This window comes from Flavonifractor sp. An10 (assembly GCF_002161215.1).
GTDB lineage: Bacteria > Bacillota > Clostridia > Oscillospirales > Oscillospiraceae > Flavonifractor > Flavonifractor avistercoris.
This window is the reverse complement of sequence record NZ_NFMB01000005.1, coordinates 199793-218983: the sequence shown is the minus strand read 5'-3', so window position 1 is coordinate 218983 and position 19191 is coordinate 199793. Positions and strand designations below refer to the sequence as shown.

18 protein-coding genes are annotated in these 19191 nt (G+C 66.2%); 9 read left to right on the top strand and 9 right to left on the bottom strand.

Annotated elements, in window-relative coordinates:
* Positions 1–7 precede the first annotated feature (7 nt).
* From B5E42_RS10765 to gdhA, 3 genes are all read right to left on the bottom strand, one after another.
* Positions 8–1141, bottom strand: coding sequence for a site-specific integrase (locus B5E42_RS10765; RefSeq protein ID WP_087239472.1), 1134 nt, complete (start codon positions 1139–1141; stop codon positions 8–10).
* 806 nt (positions 1142–1947) lie between these two features.
* Positions 1948–3531, bottom strand: coding sequence for an FAD-dependent protein (locus B5E42_RS10760; RefSeq protein WP_087239470.1), 1584 nt, complete (start codon positions 3529–3531; stop codon positions 1948–1950).
* A 506-nt stretch (positions 3532–4037) separates the two neighbouring features.
* Positions 4038–5393, bottom strand: coding sequence for an NADP-specific glutamate dehydrogenase (gdhA, locus tag B5E42_RS10755; RefSeq protein WP_087239468.1), 1356 nt, complete (start codon positions 5391–5393; stop codon positions 4038–4040).
* Between the two features lie 273 nt (positions 5394–5666).
* Between gdhA and B5E42_RS10750 the strand changes: the two genes are divergently transcribed.
* The 4 genes from B5E42_RS10750 (at position 5667) to B5E42_RS10735 (ending at position 8232) form a co-directional block, all read left to right on the top strand.
* Positions 5667–6155, top strand: coding sequence for a sigma-70 family RNA polymerase sigma factor (locus tag B5E42_RS10750; protein WP_087239466.1), 489 nt, complete (start codon positions 5667–5669; stop codon positions 6153–6155).
* Positions 6152–7333, top strand: a complete 1182-nt coding sequence (locus B5E42_RS10745; RefSeq protein ID WP_087239464.1) for an anti sigma factor C-terminal domain-containing protein — start codon at positions 6152–6154, stop codon at positions 7331–7333. The genes B5E42_RS10750 and B5E42_RS10745 overlap by 4 nt, the downstream gene beginning before the upstream one ends.
* A gap of 61 nt (positions 7334–7394) precedes the next feature.
* Positions 7395–7988: a cytidylate kinase-like family protein gene (locus B5E42_RS10740; protein ID WP_087239462.1), complete on the top strand. Its 594-nt coding sequence runs from the start codon at positions 7395–7397 to the stop codon at positions 7986–7988.
* A 4-nt stretch (positions 7989–7992) separates the two neighbouring features.
* On the top strand, positions 7993–8232 hold the full coding sequence (locus B5E42_RS10735; RefSeq protein ID WP_087239460.1) for a tautomerase family protein: 240 nt from the start codon (positions 7993–7995) through the stop codon (positions 8230–8232).
* A gap of 247 nt (positions 8233–8479) precedes the next feature.
* On the opposite strand, the gene B5E42_RS18905 is transcribed toward B5E42_RS10735, so the two are convergent.
* Together B5E42_RS18905 and B5E42_RS10730 are read right to left on the bottom strand one after the other, a co-directional pair.
* On the bottom strand, positions 8480–8605 hold the full coding sequence (locus B5E42_RS18905; protein WP_141242522.1) for a transposase: 126 nt from the start codon (positions 8603–8605) through the stop codon (positions 8480–8482).
* Positions 8596–8793 (bottom strand): hypothetical protein, encoded by a 198-nt coding sequence (locus B5E42_RS10730; protein ID WP_141242521.1) that lies wholly within the window; start codon positions 8791–8793, stop codon positions 8596–8598. Before B5E42_RS10730 ends, B5E42_RS18905 begins: the two co-directional genes overlap by 10 nt.
* Positions 8794–9006: 213 nt before the next feature.
* On the opposite strand from B5E42_RS10730, the gene B5E42_RS10725 reads away from it, so the two are divergent.
* Genes B5E42_RS10725 through B5E42_RS10710 form a run of 4 tightly spaced genes read left to right on the top strand, consistent with a single transcriptional unit; the run spans position 9007 to position 13902 of the window.
* Complete coding sequence (locus B5E42_RS10725) at positions 9007–9867, top strand: ATP-binding cassette domain-containing protein (protein ID WP_087239458.1); 861 nt, start codon at positions 9007–9009, stop codon at positions 9865–9867.
* The gene (locus tag B5E42_RS10720) at positions 9864–12047 is read left to right on the top strand and encodes a hypothetical protein (RefSeq protein WP_087239456.1); all 2184 of its coding nucleotides are present in this window, start codon (positions 9864–9866) and stop codon (positions 12045–12047) included. Before B5E42_RS10725 ends, B5E42_RS10720 begins: the two co-directional genes overlap by 4 nt.
* Entirely contained in the window at positions 12040–12750 is a 711-nt protein-coding gene (locus B5E42_RS10715) for a hypothetical protein (protein ID WP_087239453.1), read from the top strand. Before B5E42_RS10720 ends, B5E42_RS10715 begins: the two co-directional genes overlap by 8 nt.
* 54 nt (positions 12751–12804) lie before the next feature.
* Positions 12805–13902: a linear amide C-N hydrolase gene (locus B5E42_RS10710; RefSeq protein WP_087239451.1), complete on the top strand. Its 1098-nt coding sequence runs from the start codon at positions 12805–12807 to the stop codon at positions 13900–13902.
* Between the two features lie 45 nt (positions 13903–13947).
* Here the strand turns inward: B5E42_RS10710 and B5E42_RS10705 are convergent, their stop codons facing one another.
* Both B5E42_RS10705 and B5E42_RS10700 read right to left on the bottom strand, forming a co-directional pair.
* Positions 13948–15144, bottom strand: a complete 1197-nt coding sequence (locus B5E42_RS10705; protein WP_087239449.1) for a coenzyme F420-0:L-glutamate ligase — start codon at positions 15142–15144, stop codon at positions 13948–13950.
* A 133-nt stretch (positions 15145–15277) separates the two neighbouring features.
* A complete protein-coding gene (locus tag B5E42_RS10700; RefSeq protein ID WP_087239447.1) occupies positions 15278–16168 on the bottom strand; it encodes a LysR family transcriptional regulator in 891 nt (296 codons plus the stop codon).
* A 110-nt stretch (positions 16169–16278) separates the two neighbouring features.
* Between B5E42_RS10700 and B5E42_RS19865 the strand changes: the two genes are divergently transcribed.
* A complete protein-coding gene (locus tag B5E42_RS19865) occupies positions 16279–16413 on the top strand; it encodes a hypothetical protein (RefSeq protein WP_255397012.1) in 135 nt (44 codons plus the stop codon).
* A gap of 110 nt (positions 16414–16523) precedes the next feature.
* On the opposite strand, the gene B5E42_RS10695 is transcribed toward B5E42_RS19865, so the two are convergent.
* Both B5E42_RS10695 and B5E42_RS10685 read right to left on the bottom strand, forming a co-directional pair.
* Positions 16524–17801, bottom strand: coding sequence for an adenylosuccinate synthase (locus B5E42_RS10695; RefSeq protein WP_087239445.1), 1278 nt, complete (start codon positions 17799–17801; stop codon positions 16524–16526).
* A gap of 565 nt (positions 17802–18366) precedes the next feature.
* Positions 18367–19053 (bottom strand): RsiV family protein, encoded by a 687-nt coding sequence (locus tag B5E42_RS10685; protein ID WP_087239686.1) that lies wholly within the window; start codon positions 19051–19053, stop codon positions 18367–18369.
* Positions 19054–19191 lie beyond the last annotated feature (138 nt).

Here is a 19191-nt window from a genome sequence, read left to right as displayed (position 1 = left end):
CTGCCGGCTACTTCAGGGCGTTGGCCACCCGATCCAGGGTGGCGGTGTGGTTCTGATCCAGCAGGTGGGTGTAGATCTTGCCGGTGGTGGCGGGGGTGGAGTGGCCCAGGGCCTTGCCGATGTCGAACAGGGGCGCGCCCTGGGCGGAGGCCACGGTGGCGAAGGTGTGCCGCAGGCCGTGGAGGGTGATCTTGGGCAGGTGGTTGGCCCGGATGAACCGGGTGAAGGCCAGGGACACCGCGTTGGGGGAGTAGGGAAAGCCCTTGGCGTCCACCGCCACCATGCCGGTGTCCGGCCAGGCGTCTCCTAGGGCCAGCTTGCGCTCGGCCTGCCGGGCCCGCTCCCGGCGGAGCAGGCGGCACAACTCGTCGCTCAGGTGGAGGATGCGGTTGGAGGAGCGGTTCTTGGTCTCCTTCTGGACGATCTCCGCCCCGGCGGCGGTGCGGGCCTCCTTGATGTGGAGCTTGCGCAGCTCCAGATCCACGCTGCTCCACCGCAGGCCGCAGATCTCCTCCCGCCGCAGGCCCAGGCTGCCCGCCAGCTTGACGATCAGCTCCAGCCAGTGGCCCTCCACCAGGCCGAAGAGCCGCTTGAGCTCCGCCGGGCTGTAGAACCGGGCCTCCTTGGGGATGACCCGGGGGGGCTCCACCCGCTCCGTGGGGCAGCGGAGGAGGATGTCCTGCCGCACCGCCACGTGGAGGGCGCAGGAGAGCAGGTCGTGGTGGCGCCGCACCGTGTTGGCCGTCAGGCCCTTGTCCCGCATGAGCATGGTGTAGTACTGCTGGAGATGCTGGGGGGTCAGCTTCTGGATGGGGATGTCCCCCAGGGCCTCGGACAGGTGATTCTCGATGATCTTCCGGTAGCCGTAGATGGTGGTCACCGCCCGGTTGGGCTGGATCACCTCCTCCATCCAGTAGTCCAGCCACTGGTTCAGGGTCATGGAGCGGGGCGCCACGGTCTGGTAGGTGTCCTGCTCGGTCTGGAAGTCCCGCAGGGCACGGCGGGCCAGCAGGAGGGAGGGATAGGTCTTGTACTTCTTCACCCGCTTTCCCGTCTCGTCCACCCCATAATCCATGAACACGTAATACTTGCGCCGCGTGTCGTCATAGGAGATGTTGGTTTCAATTTTTTTCCTTGCCATACTGTTTTCCCTCTCTTTCGACAAATCTGGAAGTCCACAGTATCACAACAAAACGCGGACGAACAGAGGAAAAGCCCCATTTCAGCCTTAATTTGTGCTGAAATGGGGCTTTTTATACAGATTCCCAGGAAAATAAGGGGGGTTATCCGCCCGCCACGGCCTCGGCCACCCGGATGCCGCCCCCCACAGAGCACCTTGGGGTGCTCTGTGGGGCCCCCAAGGGGATTTCAACTGCCTGGGGCAAGTGAATTGTCCCAGGCATCAAGGTTTTCGCCAGAGGCGAAAACGCTTGTACGGCGCAAAGCGCCGCCCCGCCCTGCGGGGCCCCGGCGAGGGGGTTATCCGCCCGCCACGGCTTCGGCCACCCGGATGCCGTCTACCGCCGCTGAAGTAATACCTCCGGCATAACCGGCCCCCAGATCCCATTCGGCCAGGGGCCGAATGGGTGCCCTGGGGAAGATTTGACATGCTCGGGCGGAGTGAATCCGCCCTGCGCCAAGGTTTTCGCCAGAGGCGAAAACGCTTGTACGGCGCAAAGCGCCGCCCCGCGTTGCGGGGCCCCGGCGAGGGGGTTATCTGGCCGCCACGGCCTCGGCGACCCGGATGCCGTCTACCGCCGCTGAAGTAATACCTCCGGCATAACCGGCCCCCAGATCCCATTCGGCCAGGGGCCGAATGGGTGCCCTGGGGAAGATTTGACATGCTCGGGCGGAGTGAATCCGCCCTGCGCCAAGGTTTTCGCCAGAGGCGAAAACGCTTGTACGGCGCAAAGCGCCGCCCCGCGTTGCGGGGCCCCGGCGAGGGGGCTATCCGCCCGCCACGGCCTCGGCCACACGAATACCGTCCACGGCGGCTGAAGTAATACCTCCGGCATATCCGGCCCCCTCGCCGCAGGGGTAGAGGCCGCGGACGGGGGACTGGCAGTCCTCCCCCCGGAGGATGCGTACCGGAGAGGAGGAGCGGGTCTCCACGCCGGTGAGAAGGGCGCCGGGGTGGGCGAACCCACGGAGCTTCCTGTCAAAGAGGGGCAGGGCGCCCCGCAGGGTGTCGGTCACATAGTCCGGCAGGCAGAGATCCAGGGATGCAGGGGTGACGCCGGGCCGGTAGGTGGGCGCCACATCCCCCAGGGACTTGGAGGGCCGCCCCGCCAGGAAGTCGCCCACAGTCTGGGCCGGGGCCCGGAAGCCGCCGCCCCCCAGGGCGAAGGCGGCCTCCTCCCACCGGCGCTGGAACTCCACCCCGGCCAGGGGGTGCGCGGAGCCGAAGTCGGCGGGCTCCACCCCCACCAGAAAGCCGCCGTTGATATTGGCTCCGTCCCGGGCACGCAGGCTCATGCCGTTGGTCACTAGCCGGCCCTCCTCCGAGGCGGCGGCCACCACCTGCCCGCCGGGGCACACGCAGAAGGTGAAGGCGCTGCGGCCGCCGGGCAGGTGACAGGCCAGCTTGTAGTCCGCCGCCGGAAGGCGTTCCCACGCCGGGCCGAACTGGGCCTCCGACACGGCGGACTGACTGTGCTCAATGCGCACCCCGATGGCGAAGGGCTTGGGAGCCATGGGCACCCCGGCGTCCAGCAGCATCCGAAAGGTGTCCCGGGCGGAGTGGCCGGGAGAGAGCACCAGCGCGTCGCAGGGCAGGGGGTAGGCCCCGCCGGGGCCCTCCACGGTCAGCCCGGCCAGCGCCCCGCTGCGGATGTCCAGCCCCGCCAGCTTATGGCCGAAGCGCACGTCGCAGCCCAGGGAGAGCAGTTCCTCCCGCAGGCGGCGCACCACCTCCCGCAGCACGTCGGTGCCGATGTGGGGCTTGTGCTGGTAGAGGATGTCCGCCGGGGCCCCCGCCTCCACCAGGGTGCGGAACACGGTGGAAATGCGGGGGTCGTGGGTGCCGGTGGTCAGCTTGCCGTCGGAGAAGGTGCCCGCGCCCCCCTCTCCGAACTGTACGTTGGAGGAGGGATCCAGCACGCCGGTGGCCCAGAATTGTTCCACGTCCTTCGTGCGCTCCTCCACCGGGCGGCCCCGCTCCAGCACGATGGGGGGCAGGCCGTTCCGGGCCAGGAACAGGGCGGCGAACAACCCCGCCGGGCCCATCCCCGCCACCACCGGCGGCAGGGTGGAGCGCCGCCCCACCGCCGGGAACACATAGGGCCGGGGCGGCAGGCAGGGGCTCACCCGCCTATCCCGGCAGCGGGCCAGCAGCTTTTCCTCTCCCTCCACCACGGCCCGGACGGTGCAGACGTAGTGGACGTCGCTCTTCTTCCGGGCGTCGATGGACAGCCGCACCAGCTCCAGGGACTGGAGCTGCTCCGGGCGGATGCCCAGCAGCTTGGCCGCCCGCTTTTCCAGCTGGGCGGGGAAGCCCTCCACGGGCAGGGGCATGTTCTGAATTTGCAACATGGGTGCGGCCTCCGTTTCAGTCGAGTGAGCGTAAATCAGGATAACGCCGCGCCCGGCACGGCGGATTGCAGACAGAGATAGACAGTGCGTCCATTATAGCAGAAGATCGGGAAGGAGAACAGCCTGAAACGGAAAAATCCTCTGTTTGGTAGAGAAACAGGCCGGAAAGGCGGGGCCCCGGTGGCCGGCGCAAAAAGGGGACGCGGCCTTGCCGCGTCCCCCTGGAAAGCTGGTGCGTGTTTTGCAAGTGTTCTTAGTAGCTGACGCCCTGCCAGATCATGGCGTCGGCCGTCCCAAAACGCCCCGCATTTTGGGAACCCTGCTGAATTTGACATGCTCGGGCGGAATGAATCCGCCCTGCGCCGAGGTTTTCGCCTCCGGCGAAAACGCTCGCACGGCGCTTGCGCGCCGCCCCATCTGGGATGGGGCCCCGGTGGCCGACGCAAAAAGGGGACGCGGCTCTGCCGCGTCCCCCTGGAAGTCTGGTATATTGCTATCTGTGTCCCTTAATAGGAGACGCCCTGCCAGATCATGGCGTCGGCCACCTTGAGGAAGCCGGCGATGTTGGCGCCCGCCACCAGGTTGCCGGGCATGCCGTACTCCTCGGCGGCCTTGGCGGCGTTGTGGTAGATGCTGGTCATGATGCCGTGGAGCTTCTGGTCAACCTCCTCGAAAGACCAGCTCAGGCGCATGGAGTTCTGGCTCATCTCCAGGCCGGAGGTGGCCACGCCGCCGGCGTTGGACGCCTTGGCGGGGGCGAAGAGGACGCCGTGCTCCTGGAAATAGGCCACAGCCTCGGGGGTGGAGGGCATGTTGGCGCCCTCGGCCACGGCGAAGCAGCCGTGCTCCACCAGGGCCTTGGCCCCCTCCAGGGGCAGCTCGTTCTGGGTGGCGCAGGGCAGGGCGATGCCGCAGGGGACGCTCCAGATGCCCTGGCAGCCCTCCACGTACTTGGCGGTGGGCACGTAGTCCAGGTAGGTCTTGATGCGCGCGCGCTTGACCTCCTTGATCTCCTGGATGATCTTGTAATCGATGCCGTTCTCGTCTACAATGTAACCGTTGGAGTCGCTCATGGCGATGACCTTGCCGCCCAGCTGGGTGGCCTTCTGGTTGGCATAGATGGCCACGTTGCCGGAGCCGGAGATCACCACGCTCTGGCCCTGGAAGGACTTGCCGGCGGCCTTCATCATCTCGTCGGCAAAGTAGCACAGGCCGTAGCCGGTGGCCTCGGTGCGCACCAGGGAGCCGCCGTAGCTCAGGCCCTTGCCGGTGAGCACGCCGTTGAACTCGTTGCGGATGCGCTTGTACTGGCCGAACAGGTAGCCGATCTCCCGGGCGCCCACGCCGATGTCGCCGGCGGGCACGTCGGTGTCGGGGCCAATGTGGCGCTGCAGCTCGGTCATGAAGGACTGGCAGAAGCGCATGACCTCATTGCTGCTCTTGCCCTTGGGATCGAAGTCGGAGCCGCCCTTGCCGCCGCCCATGGGCAGGCCGGTGAGGGAGTTCTTGAAGATCTGCTCAAAGCCCAGGAACTTGATGATGGACAGGTTGACGGAGGGGTGGAACCGCAGACCGCCCTTGGAGGGGCCGATGGCGGTGGAGAACTGCACCCGGTAGCCCCGGTTGACCTGCACCTTGCCCTGGTCGTCCACCCAGGAGATGCGGAACAGCAGGCTGCGCTCCGGCTCCACAATCCGGTCAATGACGCCGGAACGGACGATGTCGGGCCGCTGCTCGGCCACAGGCTGGAGGGACTCCAGCACCTCGCCCACGGCCTGGAGGAACTCAGGCTCGTGGGAGTTCTTCCGGCAGACCTCCTCATACACGCCCTGGAGGTACGAATTGGTAAACGTAAATGCCATGTTGCCAAACCCCTTTGCTTGGCGGCCCGCGTGGATCTGCGGGCCGGAGAATGTTTTTGTGGAGGCAGCTTTGCGATCCACTCTGCCATAGTGAAGTCTATTATAACCAGTTTGCCCACAAAATGCAAGTAAAAAATTCGTAATTGCAAAAATGAAGGAAAAACCGGCGCGTCTATCGGTTGATTTGCAAAAAAAGAAAGATGTCATTCATTTTGCGGCGGAGGTGTAACCTTTTGGCCGCCGGGACGTTGTAGGGGTGAAGGGGGGAGGAGTATGGAGCCCAGATCGCTGGAGGAGCTGTACCGGCGCTATGCCGGGGAGTTGTATCTCTACGCCTACTCCCTCTGCCAGAACCGGGCCCGGGCCCAGGATCTGACGGCGGAGGCCTTCTGCCGGGCCCTCCTCTCCCTGGAGGGGGAGGGGGTGCAGTGGCGGGGCTGGCTGTTCAAGGTGTGCCGCAACCTGTGGCTGGACGAGCTCCGCCGGGGGAAGTACCTGGCCCCGGAGCCCCCCGATCCCGAGCGGCTGCCGGCGGAGGGGGACATCCTGGAGGAGCTCATCCGCCAGGAGACCCGCCGCACGGTGTATCAGGCGGTGCAGGCCCTTTCCCCGGCGGATCGGGAGGTGATCACCCTCTATTATTATGGTGAGCTCTCCCTGAAAGAGGTGGGGGCGGCCATGGGCATCTCCCCCGGGGCGGCCCGCACCCTGCTGTGCCGGGCGCGGAAGAAACTGAAGACCAGATTGGAGGGACAGCTATGACATTCCGGGAGCTGCTGGAGAAATATCGGGCCGGGCAGGCCAGCGAGGAAGAGCGGGCCCTGGTGGAGGCGGAGCTGGAGAAGAGCGAGGCCATCGCCGACTACCTGGCGGAGCAGGTGGAGGACGAGCTGGGGACGGCGGAGACCCAGGCCCCCGCCGGGGAGGTGCGGCACATTCAGAAGAAGATGAACCGCCGCCTGCGGCGGACGGCGGCGTGGGCGGCCTGCATCGTGCTGGCTGTGCTGCTGGGGGTGCGCTTTGTGGCCAGCCCCCTGGTGGCGTCGCTGTACTATCAGCCCAACGAGAAGGGGTTCGGGACGAGCATCGAGGGGGAGCCGGACACCGAGTGCGAGGCCATCGCCCTGGATCTCACCGCCCTGTACAGCCTGACCGCCCCGGGGAACACCGTGAACAGCGTCACCGCCCGGCCGGAGGGCTTTGGCCGCTACATCCTCACCTACGAGCTGCGGGACTGGCTCACCGGGGAGACGGATCAGATCAGCGGAACCCTGGACGCTTCCCAGACCGGGGGCTGGGTGCGCACCTTCGGCAGCAACTTTGCCCTGGCCACCATGGAGAGCATCGCAGACTGGGGGAACCTAGCGGACAGCAGCAACGGGCAGGCCGCGGCGGACTATCTGGCGGAGCTGCCCCCCACCTCCTACGTGGCCGCCTGGCTCCACTTCCCGGAGGATCTGAGCACCCAGGAGCTCTTCGCCCTGGAGGAGCGGTACGCCTGGAAGGAGGGCTTTACCTTCCTGTGGGCGGGCGTGCGCAGCGGCGAGGAGCTGCTGCCCGGCCTGGTGGGCTTCACCATGTCCGGCGCGCCCTTCAACAGCATCGCCCCCAGCTGGGAGGACTACCCCATGTTCAACTGGTACCAGATGCGGGCGGAGGGGAAGTACTACAGCGGGGCCGCCTATGCGCAGCACTTCCTGAGCATGCTGTCCTTCATCGCCGGCCGGCCCCAGGCGGAGAACGCCCTGGCCTGGGGGCAGAATTTCTCCGCCGTGCTGGACTACGTGGAGGAGCACGGCGTCCAGGTATGCGGCGTGCTGGTGTACGCCGAGGCGCCGGATCTGGTGCAGATGTGGGAGCGGGGCGACATTGACGGCATCTCCATCTCCACCGTGCTGCCCTACCGATATTCCGCCGAGGGCGGGCAGTACTCCTGGTAAAATCCGCTTTGACGAACCGGCCGGTTTGTATTATAATAGAAGTAGGATAGGAGGTGTCCTTATGAAGCACGTTGTCATCACCATCGGCCGGGAATATGGTTCCGGCGGGCGGCTCATCGCCAAGAAGCTGTCGGAGGAGCTGGGCATCACCTTCTACGACAAGGAGCTCATCGCGGCGGTGGCCAAAAAGACCGGCTTCTCGGAGAATTTTATCCGGGATACGGAGCATCAGCGCCCTACCAACAGCTTCCTGTACGACCTCTATACCGCGGTACAGACTCCCTCAGTGCCTGATCAGGTGTTTGTCGCCCAGGCCAAAGTGATCAAGGAGGCGGCGGCCAAGGAGTCCTGCGTCATTGTGGGACGGTGCGCCGACTACATTCTGCGGGACGATCCCTGCCTGCTGAGCGTGTTTGTCCACGCCCCCCTGGACGAGCGGGTGCGCCGTGCCCGGGTGGAGTACGGCGTGGAGCAGGCCAACCTGGAGAGCTTTGTGATCCGCCAGGACAAGGCCCGCGCCTCCTACTACAACTATTTCGCCAACGGCCGGTGGGGACAGAGCCGGGAGTACGATCTGTGCGTCAACAGCACCATCGGCATCGATGCCTGCGTGACGATCATCAAGGCCGCCGCCCAGGCAATAGCCGGGGTGTAAGGCCGTGCCCTACCTGTCCATCAAGTGCTATCCCAGGGATGAGGCGGCCAGGCGGGCCGCGGTGGAGCGGCTGAACCAGGCCCTGATGGAGGTCTGGGGCTGCGCCCCAGAGGACATCACCATCTCTCTGGAGGAGGTGGCCCCGGAGGACTGGGACGACCGGGTGGAGCGGCCGGAAATCCGCGCCCGCCTGGATACTGTATGGATCCTGGACGGAGAAAAACGATATCCCCCGGGAAAATAGAACAGCAGCACGGCGGAGGCCTCTGGCCTCCGCCGTTTTTATACCGGACAGCTTCCAATGCAAGGGAAATAAAAAAGGATGACCACACCGAAGGTGTGGTCATCCCAGCCTGTCGAGGAACCCGGTCTACAGTTTATGCGTAGGCCGGGTTTCTGGCGCAAGGTGTGCAGAGCAGGATACAATGAATGGGAAAAGCTTCTCCCTCCACAGCCAATTGGCCGGTTTTTTGAGGTTCATGGCAGCAAATTTAAGCTTCACCCAGTTGGTAACCTGGGCCAAGCCTCAGAAACCAGCGATATACAGTATTGAGGGAGACCTCCTCCGCCGTCCGCCGCAGGGACGCCAGCCCGTACAGATGCTGGATCAGCACCATCTTGAACAGCACCACGGGGTCTGCGCTCGGCCTGCCATTTCCTCACAATACAGCGGCTCCACCATTTCATACAGCCGGCTGAAATCCACCGCTTGATCGATCTTTCTCAGCAGATGATCCTGCGGGACTAAGCTGTCTATCCCCACGATCTCGATCACGTCCCGATCCATTTTCCCTCGTTCCAGCATCTTTCATCCCTCCCTCCTCCCCATTTTACCTCATACTTAAGAAATAGCTCAGCTTTTACTGAACTTTTTCAGCAGGCTGCGGCGGGCCCAACGGGCCTGCCGCAGCTTTTCCAACCGGCATATTCTCCACACAAAACACAAAATTCCTCCCCGGTATCTCCACACAGGCCCGGTATCCTGTTCCCAGATCCCAAGAAGAAAGGATGCCGGAACATGCAAATTTCTCTGCAAGAGCTGACCATGACCTACCCCAGCGGCAAGAGGGCCCTCCAGGGCGTGAACCTGGAGCTGGACAGTCCCAGCCTGGTGGGCCTGCTGGGCCCCAACGGGGCGGGCAAGTCCACCCTGATGAAGCTGCTGGTGGCGGGTCTGCTGCCCACCGGGGGCGCCGTCCGGGTGGACGGGGAGCCCCTGCTCCGCCGGGAGCGGGCCCTCAAGGCCCGCCTGGGCTACCTGCCCCAGGACTTCGGCCTGTACGACGAGCTGACGGTGACGGAGTTTCTGGACTACATGGCGGCCCTGAAGGGCCTGCAGGACAGCAGAGCCGCCATCCAAAGCGCCATTGAGGAGGTGCACCTGGAGGAAAAGGCAAGGGCCAAAATCCGCACCCTCTCCGGCGGCCAGCGCCAGCGGGTGGGCATCGCCCAGGCCCTGCTGGGGGAGCCGGAGCTGCTGATCTTCGACGAGCCCACGGTGGGCCTGGATCCGGAGGAGCGGATCCACTTCCGCAACCTGTTCTCCCGGCTGGCCCAGAGGCGGCTGGTGCTCCTGTCCACCCACATCATCGAGGACGTGCAGTCGGTGTGCTCCCGCCTGCTGGTGCTCCACCGGGGGAAGCTCCGCTTCGACGGCCCGCCGGAGGAGCTGATCCGGGCGGCGGAGGGCCACGTGGGCACCTTTGACGAGACCGGCGGCGAGCGGGAGGAGGGCCTGCACATCACGGCCCGGGTGAACACCGCCCGGGGGGTGGCCTGCCGGGCGGTGGCGGAGGCGCTGCCGCCCTACGTCCAGCCGGCGGAGCCCACCCTGGAGGACGCCTACCTCTATCTGATCTCCGGGGAGGGCGAGGCATGAACGTCCTGACTCTGACCGCGCGGGAGCTGGGGCGGCTGCTGCGGGGGCGGCTCACCTGGCTGGTGCTGGCCCTCACCGCCCTCTCTCCCGCGGCGGGGCTGACGGTGCTCCGCTTCACCGCCTCCGAAACCATGCTCTCCCGCTGTGTGGCCGACCCGGCCCTGGCCGCCGGGGTGCTGGGCGGCCTGCTCTTCGCCCTGCTCACCCTGTGGGACAGCGCCCGGGCCTCGAAAAGCCGGGTGGAGGTGCTCACCGACGCGGCGGTGTCCCCCCTGACCGCCGCCCTGGCCCGGCTGGCCGCCCTGTTGGTGACGGCGGCCCTGGCCCTGGTGCTCACAACCCTGGCCTGGCTGCCCTGGACGGCGTACACCGTGGGCGCCGTCTTTGACGGGCTGGACTACCTGCTGGCCTACGGCATCCTCATGGGCCTGGCCCTCCCCCTGTGCATCCTGCTGGCCGGGGCGGCGTGGCAGTTCACCCGCCGCTTTGACCTGTCCCTGGTGCTTGTGGCCGTCCTGGCGGCCCTGAGCCTCACCGTGTGGCGGGGGGAGTGGCAGCTGTGCTGGCTCAACCCCTGCGTGTGGGCCCTGTCCGACGACTTCTCCAACTTCCGCGTCCTCCGCTCCGCCGCCTACATGCGCCTCACCTGGCTGCTGGGCCTGGCGGGGGTGTGGGCCCTGTCCTGGCTGTGCATCCGGCGATACGGCAAGGGGCCGCTGGGCTCCCTGGCCCGCTCCGCCCGGCGGGTGTACCGGCCCCTGCTGGCCCTGGCCCTGCTGCTGTGCTGCGGCTGGAGCTATGCCGCCCAGCCCTTCATCGACCGCAGCAACCCGGATCTGACGGTGATGTCCTTCTTTGAGATCCCCTATCTGGAGGGGGTCACCTTTGTCAGCCGCACCGCCCAGGTGTTTCCGGACACCAAGGCCGGCACGGTGTCCGGCCGGGCCTCCTTCCGGTTTGAAAACACCTCCGGACAGGAGCAGAAGGTGGCCTTCGGCGTCAACCCGGGCTACACCGTCTCCGACGTGCGGGCCAACGGCGTGGACGTGCCCTTCACGGTGAGCGCCTACCAGGAGTACAACGAGGCCCTGCTGGAGGTGACCATCCCAGCCGACGGGGAGGTGGAGCTGACCATGGCCTACCGGGGCTATCCCCAGGAGAGCATCCCCACCATGCAGGGGGGCAAGGAGCTCAGCGCCGAGTACCTCTGCCTGGAGAATTCCGCCCTGTCCCCCCGGCTGATGAACGTGCTGCCCGGGGAGGACGGCTACCCCGCCGCCATCGAGATCACCCTGCCGGAGGCCATGACGGTGATCCCCTTCGGCTCCAGCGAGGCGGAGATCATCGCGGAGCATGACAACGGCACCCGAACCTGGCGCTATGAGGACAACGGCACCGGCGGCATCCTCTACGCCGGCGACTACGTCCGGGAGGACATGGAGGCCGGCGGCATCCACATCCAGTTCTACTACGGCCGCAAGCACCAGGCCGTCATGGAGGCCGTGGGGGCGGCGGACGCGGTGCAGGCGGTGGTGGACTACTGCACCCAGCACTACGGCCCCCTGTCCTTCGGCGCGGGGGAGAGCCTCAAGCTGATCCAGAGCCGGGTGGCCGGCGGCGGCTACGCCGCGGACGGCGCCAGCCTGCTGGACGAGGCGGGCTTCACCATCGCCAACCTGGCCGACGGGGCCAAGGGCGCCGCCGCCGGCGAGGTGTTCATCCACGAGCTGGTGCACCAGTGGTGGGGCCTGGGCAACATGTTCGATACCGCCGACCCCTCCAGCCCCTGGTCGGCGGAGGGCCTGACGGTGTACACCACCTACCGCATCGCCAAGGAGCTCTACGGCGAGGACTACGCCGTGGAAAACTATGTCGACCAGTGGCGGGCGGCGGTGGACGACTACTACCTCAACTTCTACGTCCGCTGCCCGGAGTACCTGGACGCCCTGCCGGAGGCGGAGCGGCTGGCCATCTCCAACGCCCTGTCCGGCATGCGGCAGTACAGCGAGATGCCCCTGAAAATCCTGAAAGCCCAGGAGCTGGTGGGGGGCGAGGAGGCCATGGACGAGATTTTGAAGGGCCTGTTCACCCGGGAGCTGGATCCCATGTACCCCTATCTGACCTACCAGGAGTTTTTGGATGCCTGCGGGCTGACGGAGGAGGACTTGAGCCTTGACTAAGATTTTTTCCTGTGAGTGCAGGCGGCTGCTCTGCAACAAGTTTTTCATCGGCCTGCTGGCGGTGCTGCTGTTCTACGCCGGGCAGGTGTTCTACCTGGCGGTGCTCCCCGGCGTGGCCCACACCGCCCCCTTCTCCCCCTGGAGCTTTGGGGTGTATCTGGGCCGGCTGCTGCCCCTCCTGTGGGTGGGGGCCCTGTTCTTCCTCACCTTCTTCACCTCGGCCCGGGAGCGGCGGGCGGCGGTGCTCACCGCCGCCACCCCCGCCGACCCCCGGCGGTACGCCCTGACCCGGTGCGCCGCCGCCCTGGTGGGGACAGCCCTGCTCTGCCTGGCGGCGCTGGCCCTGGCGGCGGTATGCTATGCCCGTCTCTTCGGCTGGTACGGCTGGGACACTCTGGTTCTGCCAACCCTGGTGACCCTGGCGCCGCCCCTGGTGTTCGCCCTGGGCAGCGGCTGGCGGCTGGGGGAGGTGCGGCCCTGGCTGCTCTATGTGTGGATGGCCTTCCCCTTTGTGCTCTCCGCCCTGCCCCTGCCCCAGGCCCTGGGCCTGTGGGACGGCAGCTTCTTTGCCGGCTATCCCCTGACCCTGGACGCCCTGGATCCCGCCTTTTCCATGCCCGCCTCCGCGTGGCTGGCCCAGGGGCTCACCCTGGCGCTGGGGCTGCTCCTGCTGGCCCTGCCATCCCGGAAACAGGGGGTATAACCGCCCCCGCTCCGGCGCACACTGTGGATATGCCGAGTTTGGGAGGGATGCCGGATGGAGCAAAAACACAGACTGCCGGGGGCATGTTCCGCCGGGTGCAGCGCCATCGCCTGGGAGACGGCGGACGGCAGGCACCTGTTTGGGCGGAACTTTGACTACAACCGGGTGGCGGCGGACAGCAAAGTCACCTGCTTCCCGCCGGGCACGGAGCTCTGCACCCGTGGCACCGGCCTGGACGACAGCCGGGATCCCGCCGCCCGCCGCCGGGCGGACTACGGGGCGGTGGGCATGGGCACCACGGTGCTGGGCGCCACGCCGGTGCTCTACGAGGGCCTCAACGAGAGGGGGCTCATGGGGGCGCAGCTCTACTACCGGGGCTATGCCCGCTATCCGGACAGGCCTGCGGGCGGGAGGCTGCCCCTCCAGCCCCCCTTCCTGGTGACCCTCTGCCTGGCCTGCTGCGCCACGGTGGAGGAGGCGGCCCGCCTGCTGACGGAGGAGGTCTCCCTGGTGGGGGAGCCTCTGCTGGGCGCCGTGCCGCCCCTCCACTGGATGTTCTCCGACCGGACGGGGGACAGCCTGGTGGTGGAGCCGGACGTGGACGGCCTGCACCTCTACCGGAACACGGTGGGGGTGATGACCAACAGCCCGCCCTACCCCTGGCACCGGGCCAACCTGCTCAACTACGCCCACCTGCGCCCCCTGGACTACGGCGCCCGGGACTGGGGCGGGGAGCGGCTGGAGCCCTGCTTCTCCGGCACCGGGGCCGCCGGTCTGCCCGGCGGCTGGTCGTCCCCCGCCCGCTTTGTCCGCCTGGCCTTTCTGCGGCAGTGCGCCGGGAAGGGGAGGGACGAGGCGGAGGGGGTCGCCCTGCTGTTCCGCCTGCTCCACAGCGCCGCCTTCCCTCTGGGGGCGGTGGAGCTGACCGACCCGGGGGAGGACACCGACTATGACCGGGACGTGAGCCCCTTCGACTACACGGTGTACTCCTCCGTCCAGTGCGCCGAGTCCAGCCGGTTCTACTGGCTCACCTACCGCAGCACCTGCCCCCGGTTTGTGGAGCTGCCCCGGCTGCTGAAGCGCAGCCGGGTGCTCCAGCTCCCGCTGGAGACCGCCCCGGAGTTCCGGGATGTCACCGAATATGCGGAATAAAAATCGGCCGCCCCGTTTGACGGGGCGGCCGGCTTTGTGTTGTGGTTACTCGGTAGTGTAGTTGTCGAAATAGCCCTGGATATAGACGATGGGGGTGCCCTTGTCGCCGGAGCCGGAGGTGAGGTCGCACAGGGAGCCGATCAGATCGGTGAGGCGGCGGGGGGTGGTGCCCTGGGCGGCCATCTTGCCCACCAGGGAGCCGTCCTTCTTCTTGATCTCGCCCTTGATGGCGTCCCGCAGGGCCTCGCCGGACAGGTCGGCAAAGTCGTTGTCCGCCAGATACTTCAGCTTGAGCTCGTTGGGGGTGCCCTCCAGGCCGGCGGTGTAGGCGGGGGAGACCACCGGGTCGGCCAGCTCCCAGATCTTGCCCACGGGATCCTTGAAGGCGCCGTCGCCGTAGACCATGACCTCCACGTGCCTGCCGGTCTCCTTCAGGATGCGGGCCTGCACGTCCTCCACCAGCTGCTGGCACTCCTCCCGGGGGAAGAGCTTCACCTTGTCCTCGGTGGACTTGTTGGAGCCCAGCAGGCCGTACTTGGCGTTGTAGCCGCTGCCGCCCACCGGGGCGTTGAGGATCTCGTCCAGGCAGAACACCTTCTCCGCGCCGGCGGCGAGCAGGCGCCGCTTGGTACGGGCGCGGGTGTGGATGTCGCAGGCCAGGACGGTCTTGGTGTAGGGCAGGATGGCCCGGGGGTCGTTGGCGAAGATGACCTCCACCTCGGCGCCGCACTCCCGGATCAGGTTGGAATAGTAGTCCACATAGTCCACGCCGGTGAAGGGGTGGGTGGTGTAGCCGAACAGCGCCCGGTACTGCTCCAGGGTGAGCACATCCTTGTAGGGATCCACCCCCTTCTCATCCATCGCGTCCACGTCGATGAGGTGGTTGCCCACCTCGTCGGAGGGGTAGGACAGCATGAGGACGATCTTCTTGGCGCCCTTGGCGATGCCCCGCAGGCAGATGGCGAAGCGGTTGCGGCTGAGGATGGGGAAGATGACGCCCACGGTCTCCCCGCCCAGCTTGGCGCGCACGTCGGCGGCGATGTCGTCCACCGAGGCGTAGTTGCCCTGGGCCCGGGCCACGATGGCCTCGGTCATGCAGATCACGTCCCGGTCGCGGACGGTGAGGGCGCCCTCCCTGGCGGCCTCCAGGACAGAATTGGTGACGATCTCCACCAGATCGTCGCCGCTGCGGATGATGGGAGCACGGATTCCCATGGATACGGTGCCGACCATGCGGCTCATGTGACAACACTCCTATTATGATTCAGATGGGCGCGGCGCTGTCCGCCGCGCGGGGCGGCCGCGCCGCGGCCGATTTGGCGGACAATATTATACTATAAAACCGGCGGATTGTACACAAAAACTTCCGATTTTCTCACAGGCCCGACTTGGCCACCCACGCCCGGGCGCACTCCAGGAACCGGGTGGTGAGGGGGGAGGGGGGCCGTCCGCTGCGCACCGCCAGGACGATGTCCCGGTAGCGGGGCCGCTCCAGGGGGATGGCGGCGAAGCGGCGGCCGGTGTTGCGCAGCACCAGCTCCGGCCGGATGCTTACACCCAGGCCCTGCTCCACCATGGCCAGGGTGGCGAAATCGTCGTTGACCGTATAGCGCAGGTTGGGGCGGATGCCCTCCTCCTGAAAGATCAGCCGGATCTCCAGATCCCGCTCCTCCGGCGTGTCGATATAGGGATCCTCCGCCAGCCGGGACATGGGGTAAAACGGGGCGCCGGCCAGGGGGTGATCCGGCGGCAGCACCGCCATGAGCTGATCCCGGCACAGGGGATAGGTGTCCAGCCCCGGCCCCACGGGCAGGCCCAGAAAGCCGCAGTCCGCCTGCCCCCGGCGGAGAAGATCCTCCACCTCGGCAAACTCCCACTTGCTCAGCAGCTCAAAGCGGATGCCGGGATAGAGGGTGAGAAACTCCTTCATGATGGCGGGCAGCCAGTGGATGGACACGCTGGCGAAGGTGCCCACCCGCAGGGTGCCCCGGGCCAGGCCGTGGAGCTCCGCCACCTGCTCCTCCAGCTCCTTCTCCGCGTTGCACACCGCCCGCATATAGGGCAGCATGACCTCCCCGTGGGAGGTGGGCTCCACCCCGGTGCGGCCCCGGGTGAGCAGCTCCAGCCCCCACTCCCGCTCCAGCTCGGCCACCACCCGGCTCACCGCCGACTGGGTGTAGCCCAGGGCCTCCGCCGCCCGGGTGATGCTGCCCAGCTCCACTGTTTTCAGGAACACCAGATACTTGCTCTGATTCACAGATACCATTCCTTTTTGGTATATTCAACATGAAAAAGATTCGCTTGTGTCATGGATAAGAGTATTGTATACTAAAGATGCAAGGAAGGCAAGAGGCTTTGACAGAAAGGAGCGTCGCCATGAAAGAGAACAAGAAGAACCTGTACACCACCGGCTATACGCTGATGCGCACCAACCCCCTGTCCGTCCACACCATGCGGGAATACTGGAAGGGCAGCCCCTGGCGGGCGCTGAGGGAGATGCTCCGGGGCTGACAAACGGCCAACCACCCTCTCTATATGGTTGGGGAGATGATAGGAGGGGCGCTCCGCGCAAGGCGGAGCGCCCCTCCAAATTTTTGACAGAGGAGATCTGCCGGCCGGGGTTACTTCCGGTAGCAGATCTCGTGGCGCTTGGGCCCGGTGGAGACGATGGTGATGGGGGCCTCGATGTGCTGCTCAATGAAGTCCACATAGTCCCGGGCCGCCTGGGGCAGCTTGCCGTACTCGGTGATGCCCCGGATGTCGCACTTCCAGCCGGGCAGGGTCTCATACACCGGCCTGGCCCGGTCCAGCTGGGCGGGCACGGGGAAGTCGCGGGTGATCCTGCCGTCGATCTCATAGCCGGTGCACACCTTGATCTCGTCCAGATAGCCCAGGCAGTCGATGGCGGTGAGGGCCACCTGGGTGGTGCCCTGCACCATGCAGCCGTACTTGGTGGCAACCGCGTCGAACCAGCCCACACGGCGGGGCCGGCCGGTGGTGGCGCCGTACTCGCCGGCGTCGCCGCCCCGCTTCCGCAGCTCCTCGGCCTCGTCGCCGAAGAGCTCACTGACAAAGGCCCCGGCCCCCACGGCGGAGGAGTAGGCCTTGGTGACGGTGACGATGTCCTGGATGGCCGTGGGGGGCACGCCGCCGCCCACGGTGCCGAAGCCGGCCAGGGTGTGGGAGGAGGTAGTCATGGGGCAGATGCCCAGGTTGGGATCCTTCATGGAGCCCAGCTGGCCCTCCAGCAGCACCTGTTTGCCGTCCTTCAGGGCCTGGTGCACGAAGGTGACCGCGTCGCCCACATAGGGCTCCAGGGCCGCCCGGTAGCCCATCAGCTCGTCAAACAGGGCCTTGGGATCCAGCAGGGGCTTGTGATACAGGTGCTCCATGAGCACGTTTTTCAGGGTGCAGATGTGCTCCAGCTGGCCCTTTAGCCGCTCCTCGTTCCACAGATCGGCCACCTGGATGCCGATCTTGGCGTACTTGTCGGAGTAGAAGGGGGCGATGCCGGAGTGGGTGGAGCCGAAGGCCGCGCCGGCCAGCCGCTCCTCCTCATAGGTGTCCAGCAGCACGTGGTAGCTCATGAGCAGCTGGGTGCGCTGATCCACGATCACGCGGGGGGCGGGCACGCCGCCGTCGGCCAGGTGCCTGAGCTCGGCCAGGAACTTTTTCACGTCCAGGGCCACGCCGTTGCCGATGACGTTGGTGACGTGGGGGTAGAAGACCCCGGAGGGCAGTTGGTGGAGCGCAAACTTGCCGTAGTCACAGATGATGGTGTGCCCGGCGTTGGCCCCGCCCTGAAAGCGGATGACCACATCGGACGCCTCGGCCAGGAGATCGGTGATCTTCCCCTTGCCCTCGTCGCCCCAGTTTGCGCCAACGATTGCTTTGACCATAATTCGTTCCTCCTGCCGCGGGGATTCGCGCATTGGCCTTTTCCCGCGCGCAACGCCCATGGGAATCCTATCCCCATGGCGGTTTTTATTATAATACGTACTGGACAAAACCGCAAGCCTTGACAGTCAGGATTTTCAAGGCCAAATGGCTTTGTCCAGGTGCAAGGTTTCTGCGCGAAACCGCGCAGAAACCTTGCACCATCCCTTGATGTGGTGCGCCACATCAAGGGATATCCGTATTGTAACAATGACTGAATTTCATCAAGACGGCTCAAAAAGCCGTCTTGATGAAATTGCGCGGCAGCGCGCCGCGCGAATCAACCGCATTGCGGTTGATTCAGCAGGCATTATTATAGCGCGTTTTCTGCGGGAGTGACAAGAAAAAATCTGTAAAAAAATTGCTAGGGCTTGTTTGAAAATTGGCGATGTGTCCAGCGGCGAGGGATTTTGGGCCGCTGGCAAGCAATTTTTTCGCAGGAATCCTGACGGATTTCAAGGAAAAATTGCGCCGTCCAGGGGGCAAAAGGCCCGCCGATTGGGCATGTTGACATGTTTCAAACAAGCCCTAAAATTGGGCGGGAACCGGCGCTTCCTCTTGCGCGGGGAGGCGGAGCGGAAAGGTGGGGATGCCCTCCACATAGGGCCCCAGGGCGTACAGGGGGAAGAACACCGACGGCCCCTCCTCCGTGAGGAAAAACCACTCCGGATCGAAGCTGCGGGCCAGGCGGCGCTCCCAGTCCGGCCAGAAGCGGGACTCCCCGGATGCCTGCCGGGCCCGCAGCTGCCGGGCGGCCTCCTCCAGCACCCAGCGCCTCCACCGAAACCCCGCCGGGAACAGCTCGGCCAGGGTGAGGGGCATCCCCCGGGGCAGAGCCCAGGCGTCCCCCCGGCGCAGGGTGACGGCGTGGGGGCCGTCCAGCCGCTCGGCGGCCTCCCAGTACAGGCTGAGCCGCTCCGGGGTGTCCAGGGTGACCGAGGCGGACAGGCTGGCCTCCCAGGGGCGGAAGGGGCGGGACGCCGCCCGGGCCGCCCGGAGGGCGGCGCAGGCCCGGGGGTATAGGCCCTTTTCCCACCGGGCGGCCCACACCGCCTCCACGCGGCGGTAGCAGCGCTCCACCCGCGCCGGGGCAGACGGCAGCGCCAGGGCCCGGACGGTATAGACGAGCACCGGCTCCCCCTCCCAGGCCAGCACCTTCTCCCGCTCCCGCCAGAGGTGGGCGGCGGGGGCGGGCTTGCAGAGCGGACAGGACATGGCGGACGCCTCCTTTTTCAGAAACTTGCGCCCCATTCTATGCCTGCTGGCAAAATTGGTGAAAAAAGAGTTTACTTCCACACTTCACTTTGGTAAAATAGGGATGGTTTCCGCAGAACGTGCATCGTTGCTTGAGGA

What these genes read in the sequence shown, in the direction of transcription:
- B5E42_RS10765 (WP_087239472.1), bottom strand. Translation starts at nt 1,141, where the DNA reads ATGGCAAGGAAAAAAATTGAAACCAACATCTCCTATGACGACACGCGG.
- B5E42_RS10760 (WP_087239470.1), bottom strand. Translation starts at nt 3,531, where the DNA reads ATGTTGCAAATTCAGAACATGCCCCTGCCCGTGGAGGGCTTCCCCGCC.
- gdhA (WP_087239468.1), bottom strand. Translation starts at nt 5,393, where the DNA reads ATGGCATTTACGTTTACCAATTCGTACCTCCAGGGCGTGTATGAGGAG.
- B5E42_RS10750 (WP_087239466.1), top strand. Translation starts at nt 5,667, where the DNA reads ATGGAGCCCAGATCGCTGGAGGAGCTGTACCGGCGCTATGCCGGGGAG.
- B5E42_RS10745 (WP_087239464.1), top strand. Translation starts at nt 6,152, where the DNA reads ATGACATTCCGGGAGCTGCTGGAGAAATATCGGGCCGGGCAGGCCAGC.
- B5E42_RS10740 (WP_087239462.1), top strand. Translation starts at nt 7,395, where the DNA reads ATGAAGCACGTTGTCATCACCATCGGCCGGGAATATGGTTCCGGCGGG.
- B5E42_RS18905 (WP_141242522.1), bottom strand. Translation starts at nt 8,605, where the DNA reads ATGGTGCTGATCCAGCATCTGTACGGGCTGGCGTCCCTGCGGCGGACG.
- B5E42_RS10730 (WP_141242521.1), bottom strand. Translation starts at nt 8,793, where the DNA reads ATGCTGGAACGAGGGAAAATGGATCGGGACGTGATCGAGATCGTGGGG.
- B5E42_RS10725 (WP_087239458.1), top strand. Translation starts at nt 9,007, where the DNA reads ATGCAAATTTCTCTGCAAGAGCTGACCATGACCTACCCCAGCGGCAAG.
- B5E42_RS10720 (WP_087239456.1), top strand. Translation starts at nt 9,864, where the DNA reads ATGAACGTCCTGACTCTGACCGCGCGGGAGCTGGGGCGGCTGCTGCGG.
- B5E42_RS10710 (WP_087239451.1), top strand. Translation starts at nt 12,805, where the DNA reads ATGGAGCAAAAACACAGACTGCCGGGGGCATGTTCCGCCGGGTGCAGC.
- B5E42_RS10705 (WP_087239449.1), bottom strand. Translation starts at nt 15,144, where the DNA reads ATGAGCCGCATGGTCGGCACCGTATCCATGGGAATCCGTGCTCCCATC.
- B5E42_RS10700 (WP_087239447.1), bottom strand. Translation starts at nt 16,168, where the DNA reads ATGGTATCTGTGAATCAGAGCAAGTATCTGGTGTTCCTGAAAACAGTG.
- B5E42_RS19865 (WP_255397012.1), top strand. Translation starts at nt 16,279, where the DNA reads ATGAAAGAGAACAAGAAGAACCTGTACACCACCGGCTATACGCTGATG.
- B5E42_RS10695 (WP_087239445.1), bottom strand. Translation starts at nt 17,801, where the DNA reads ATGGTCAAAGCAATCGTTGGCGCAAACTGGGGCGACGAGGGCAAGGGG.
- B5E42_RS10685 (WP_087239686.1), bottom strand. Translation starts at nt 19,053, where the DNA reads ATGTCCTGTCCGCTCTGCAAGCCCGCCCCCGCCGCCCACCTCTGGCGG.